This is a genomic window from Leisingera sp. (genome assembly GCF_034669605.1).
In the GTDB taxonomy this organism is placed as follows: domain Bacteria; phylum Pseudomonadota; class Alphaproteobacteria; order Rhodobacterales; family Rhodobacteraceae; genus Leisingera.
The window spans coordinates 1-4,096 of record NZ_JAXMOX010000299.1 but is presented as its reverse complement, the minus strand read 5'-3'; the positions used below and the strand labels follow the sequence as shown (position 1 = coordinate 4,096).

Genomic DNA, 4,096 nt, shown 5'->3' with positions numbered 1-4,096 from the left:
CTCAACCCGGGACGGAGGCAGAAAGCCGCCGCTGCGGACACGGGCGCGTTTCGCAGCCGGCTTCGGGCTTTGCGGCAGGGGATTGGTCAGCGGCGGCACATCAACCGGCTGGCAGTCGGCGAAATCTGTGGTGTGATCCAGCTGCATGTTCGTGTCCCTTCTGAGCGTCTTAGCCCGGCGTTTTGCCGTTGAAGCCATCAGGCCCCCGAATTGGGACCAAATTGGGGCGGGCTTGCGTCCCATTTCGGGATGGCGCGATTTTTTCGGGACAAAAACCGCGTTTTCAGGCGGATTGTTAACCCTTTGACGGGGCAGGCTGAGGATTTGTTAAGATTTACCGCAGGTTCGACGATCCGGATATTCGCCGCTCTGCAGGTGATTCCATATGGTTAACAAAGCGTTAACCGAAATTTATCTCGTTAACCATCGGGCCCGGCTGCTTGTGGATAACTGTGTGAACGCTTTGAATTCAAAGCAAAACGGGCGCCCGTCAGGCGCCCGTGTTTCTGGCTTAAGGTGGTAACCCTTAGGTATTACTGGCCGCAGGAGCCGATCAGCGCTTCATATTGCGTGGTGACCCAGCCCAAGGCCTGCTCCGGGTTGCGTTCCTCAATCTTGCCGATCAGGCGCTCGAACACTTCGGCCGAGCGGCTTTCGTCAACAATTGTAAAGCTCTGCCCGGTCATCACCACATTGTAGAGGAAGAAGGCGATTGCCACCAAAAGAATGCCGCGCAAGACGCCAAAGAAGAAACCCGTGCCCTGATCCAGTCCGCCAAGCGCGGAGCGCTGCACCAGGGTGGAAAACAGCGGCGTGAAAAACGAGACCACGATCAGCGCCAGTGCAAACACGGCCGCAAAGGCCGCAATGATCGACAATTCGCAGCTGTCGGCGATGAATTCGCCGATCACCGGGATCTCTGCCATCAGGGGTTCGACCTGCGGCGCAAAGATAAAGGCGAGCACGCCCGCGGCGATCCAGCCTGCGATGGCCATCGCCTCGCGCACCAGGCCGCGCGAATAGGCCAGCAGCGCCGATACCACGATGACCAGGGCCACGACCCCGTCGATGATTGTGAAACCTTCCATGTCCCTCGCCCGTTTGCCTGCGATATCAAATTTTTTGCGACCTTAGCCGGCCCCGAAGAATTCGCCAACAAAACCGGCCAGATCGCCGGACTTTCTCAAGTTCAGGCCGGTCACCGGCACGGTTTTGCTGCCGCCAGGGGCAATTGCCGCCGTGAAACCAAGTTTTTGCGCCTCTTTCAACCGGTTTTCGGTCTGCGGGGCAGGCCGGAGCGCCCCGGATAGCGAAATTTCTCCGAAAATCACCGTATCGGCGGGCAAAGCCACGTCTTCGCGCGCACTCAGCAGCGCCGCAGCCACCGCAAGGTCTGCCGCAGGTTCCGAGATCTTCATGCCGCCCGCCACGTTCAGATAGACATCCAATCCGGCAAACGGAATGCCGCAGCGCGCTTCCAAAACCGCCAGGATCATCGCCAGACGGGATGAATCCCAGCCCACAACAGCCCGGCGCGGCTGCGAATGCGGCGAGGGCGCAATCAGCGCCTGCATTTCGACCAGCACCGGGCGGGTGCCCTCGATGCCGGCAAACACCACCGACCCGGGCGACGGTTCGCCGCGTTCGGACAGGAACAGCGCCGAAGGATTGATGACTTCAGCCAGCCCGCCGCCGGTCATCTCGAACACGCCGATCTCATCCGCCGGGCCGAACCGGTTTTTGACCGCCCGCAGAATGCGGAACTGATGGCCGCGCTCACCTTCGAAATACAGCACCGTGTCGACCATATGCTCGACCACCCGGGGACCTGCGATCTGGCCGTCCTTGGTGACATGGCCGACCATGATGATCGACACCCCGTTGCGCTTGGCAAAGGTTGTCAGCTCATGCGCCGCCGCGCGCACCTGGCTGACCGACCCCGGCGCGCTGTCCACGTGATCGGCCCACATGGTCTGGATGGAATCGATAATCGCCAGCTGCGGCCTCTCTGCTTCCAAAGTGGTCAGGATATCGCGCAGGTTGGTCTCCGCCGCCAGCTGCACCGGCGCATCCGCCAGCCCCAGCCGCTGCGCCCGCATTCTGACCTGGGCCGAGGCCTCTTCGCCGCTGACATAGATGGTCTTGACCCCGGACTGGGCAAACCGCGCTGCCGCCTGCAGCAGCAGCGTGGATTTACCGATGCCGGGATCGCCGCCCACCAGAATGGCCGAGGCCGCCACCAGCCCGCCGCCCAGCACCCGGTCCAGCTCTCCGACGCCGCAGCAGCTGCGCGGCGGCGGGGTTTCCCGTGTCGCCAGATCGGTCAGCGGGATGGTGCGCCCGCGCTTGACGCCCAGCGACTTTTTCGAGGGGCCGGAGCTCAGCCCCTTGTCCTCGGAAATCGTGTTCCATTCGCCGCAGCCCTCGCAGCGGCCAGACCATTTTGAAAAGCTCGCGCCGCAGGCCGAGCAGGAGAAAGATGTTTTAGCCATGCCAGATCAGTGGCAGACGTTTCCGTTTTGTTCAAGAGGCTGCGAACCGGGACACGCCTCTGGGGCAGGTTACCGCGGCAGACGCGAGACTCTGCCGCGCGCTCCGGGTATCAATCCGCGCGGCGGGGCGGCTGGATCGGCACCACGCTGCCGGGTTGCGGATCGGTCCCGTCTGGCAGGCCCTGCAATTGCGCCGACAGCTCCGGCAGCAATTCGAACAGCTCGCCGCGCAGCCGCCCCAGATGCGATTTGGCGATGCTTTCCTCGATCTCCACATCGCGGGTCCATTGGCGCAGCTCATGCATGATGATCCGGGCATCCTCCAGCCGCGCCTTGAAGGTTTCCAGCTCCTCCTGGCGCTGCTGCAGAAACAGCCGGGCGCGGGCGACCTTGGCGTCAGAGTATGTTTCTGCCAGCTCATGGCTGACCTGGCTCATCTGCGACGCCACTTCCAGCACCTGCGGCTCCAGCCCAGCCAGATCAGGGTGCGACCGCAGAAAGGCCAGCCGCTCCTTCACCGCGTCGAATTCGGAGGCCAGGGTAAAGCTTCCGGCACGGTCGGCGGCATGGGCCAGTTGGTAGGCCTGCAGCACATCCTCCATCTGCAGGGAAAACCGCCGGTGCGAATTCTCCAGCGCCAGGATGCGGCCGCTGGCAGGCAGGAAAAAGGCCAGCATCACCGCCAGCGCCGTCAGGATGATTTGCGCTGCCATCCCGGCCTGGGGATGGATTTCGGCGCCGATCCCGGCCTGCAGGCTCAGCCAGGGCCAGAGGCCCGCGGCCGACATTCCGGTGGCCGCCAGCGCCGCCAGAGCGCCGCCGCAGATCAGCAGGAACGTCAGCCGCATGAAGGCGGTTTGGGCAGTGAACAGGATCGATTGAACGCCGGACATAGGTCCCCCTCCAGCAGCAATGCAACAGATGCAGGGCAGGCGGGCTGCGGGGGACACCCGTCAATCGGGTACAGCGTGCCGGACCCCTGCGATACAGGTGTTCGGCCCTACAAAATGGAGCGGTTCAGCGCCGGATCAAGCTTTCACCCCGGTGTTTTCCCAATCTTTGCAGAGCGTTCCGTCAGCAGCCCCAACGCCAGCGAGGCCAGAATGCAGGCGGTGAACAGATACAGGCCCCAGGCGGTTTCGATGGTGCCCAGCCCGATTCCCTTGGCAAGCGTGATGTAAAGCGCGATCAGAAAAATGTCGGCCATCGCCAGCTTGCCCAGCACATGCAGCACCGGCTGCACCTTGGTGTCCAAGAGATTCCACTGCACCAGCGCCAGGCCGATGGTCTTGAGGTAGGGGGCAAAGATCGCAAAGAAGGTGACAATCAGCGCCAGCGCCGCGTCACTGCCCCAAAGGCTCTGCAGGCCCGTAATCACTGAAATCTCGCTGAGGCCGAAGATCGGCAGCAGCCCCGCCCGCATCAGCGGCGCAAACCAGGCGACGGGGTAGAGGATCAGCAGCGACAGGGTGAGAAGGCGGAGGATCATGGCGGCTCGTTTGTGCAGTTCCGCCAAGACTTGTGCCTTTCGCGCCGGATTTGAAAGGGGGAAAACGCTGCGAACATCCAGCAGCCGGGCCGATTGCGGCCCGGGCAGCGCCTGT

The 4,096-nt window shown here is 62.9% G+C and carries 4 protein-coding genes; all 4 read right to left on the bottom strand.

All coding sequences use genetic code 11. The annotated features are described in order from the left end of the window. Positions 1 to 533 precede the first annotated feature (533 nt). Positions 534 to 1,088, bottom strand: a complete 555-nt coding sequence (locus VOI29_RS23120; protein ID WP_323784068.1) for a CvpA family protein — start codon at positions 1,086 to 1,088, stop codon at positions 534 to 536. 42 nt (positions 1,089 to 1,130) lie between these two features. Beyond that, positions 1,131 to 2,492, bottom strand: coding sequence for a DNA repair protein RadA (gene radA, locus VOI29_RS23115; RefSeq protein WP_323784066.1), 1,362 nt, complete (start codon positions 2,490 to 2,492; stop codon positions 1,131 to 1,133). Between the two features lie 110 nt (positions 2,493 to 2,602). Beyond that, positions 2,603 to 3,385: a DNA repair protein gene (locus VOI29_RS23110; protein ID WP_323784064.1), complete on the bottom strand. Its 783-nt coding sequence runs from the start codon at positions 3,383 to 3,385 to the stop codon at positions 2,603 to 2,605. 143 nt (positions 3,386 to 3,528) lie between these two features. Continuing rightward, the gene (locus VOI29_RS23105) at positions 3,529 to 3,981 is read right to left on the bottom strand and encodes a paraquat-inducible protein A (RefSeq protein WP_323784062.1); all 453 of its coding nucleotides are present in this window, start codon (positions 3,979 to 3,981) and stop codon (positions 3,529 to 3,531) included. Positions 3,982 to 4,096: the final 115 nt, after the last annotated feature.

Coding starts and splice junctions, on each gene's coding strand:
- radA (WP_323784066.1), bottom strand. CDS start 2,492: ATGGCTAAAACATCTTTCTCCTGCTCGGCCTGCGGCGCGAGCTTTTCA.
- VOI29_RS23110 (WP_323784064.1), bottom strand. CDS start 3,385: ATGTCCGGCGTTCAATCGATCCTGTTCACTGCCCAAACCGCCTTCATG.
- VOI29_RS23120 (WP_323784068.1), bottom strand. CDS start 1,088: ATGGAAGGTTTCACAATCATCGACGGGGTCGTGGCCCTGGTCATCGTG.
- VOI29_RS23105 (WP_323784062.1), bottom strand. CDS start 3,981: ATGATCCTCCGCCTTCTCACCCTGTCGCTGCTGATCCTCTACCCCGTC.